The organism is Anoxybacillus sp. EFIL, from assembly GCF_013096955.1.
Taxonomy (GTDB): Bacteria; Bacillota; Bacilli; order Bacillales; family Anoxybacillaceae; genus Anoxybacillus; species Anoxybacillus ayderensis.
The window spans coordinates 1-467 of the sequence record NZ_SDLH01000061.1; the positions used below are offsets into that span (position 1 = coordinate 1).

Genomic DNA, 467 nt, shown 5'->3' on the forward strand with positions numbered 1-467 from the left:
ACCAGCCAACGCCGGAGAGCGCTCGTGATCCGGTCCAAACAATTCGGCCCTGTTGGTCATACCAAGTCGCGGCCTCGTTAAGTTGCAGAAGCGGGAAAGACAGCTTCAATACATCGATAAGTTGCTCGAGGGTCCAACCAAGTCGCTGAGCCACCAGCACGTCGATTTCAACCAGGGCGAGCCGTCGAGCATAATCTGTCCGCAAGGGCACCTGAAAATGCCAATCCTCGCAGGCGATTGGGTCCTTAGACAGCCTGACGTCACTTAGAGACCACTCGAAGCCAGCGAGCACATTCTTGTTTCGATTCCATAGCTCCGCATAGTCCTGCGTTAGGCAGTTAAGAGCCAGAACCCGTGCTCTCGCTTCATCGTTAAGCGCGGTGGCTGGGATAGCTTCGAAATCCGAAACGCCTATGTCGCCTTTACCAAGTGCCTTATACAGAAAATCATATGGAACTGAGCTAAGA

Annotated in this window: 1 protein-coding gene; it reads right to left on the reverse strand. The window is 53.3% G+C overall.

All coding sequences use genetic code 11. The annotated features are described in order from the left end of the window. On the reverse strand, positions 1–467 hold a 467-nt coding region (locus ES017_RS15795; RefSeq protein ID WP_216367590.1), incomplete at both ends, for a hypothetical protein.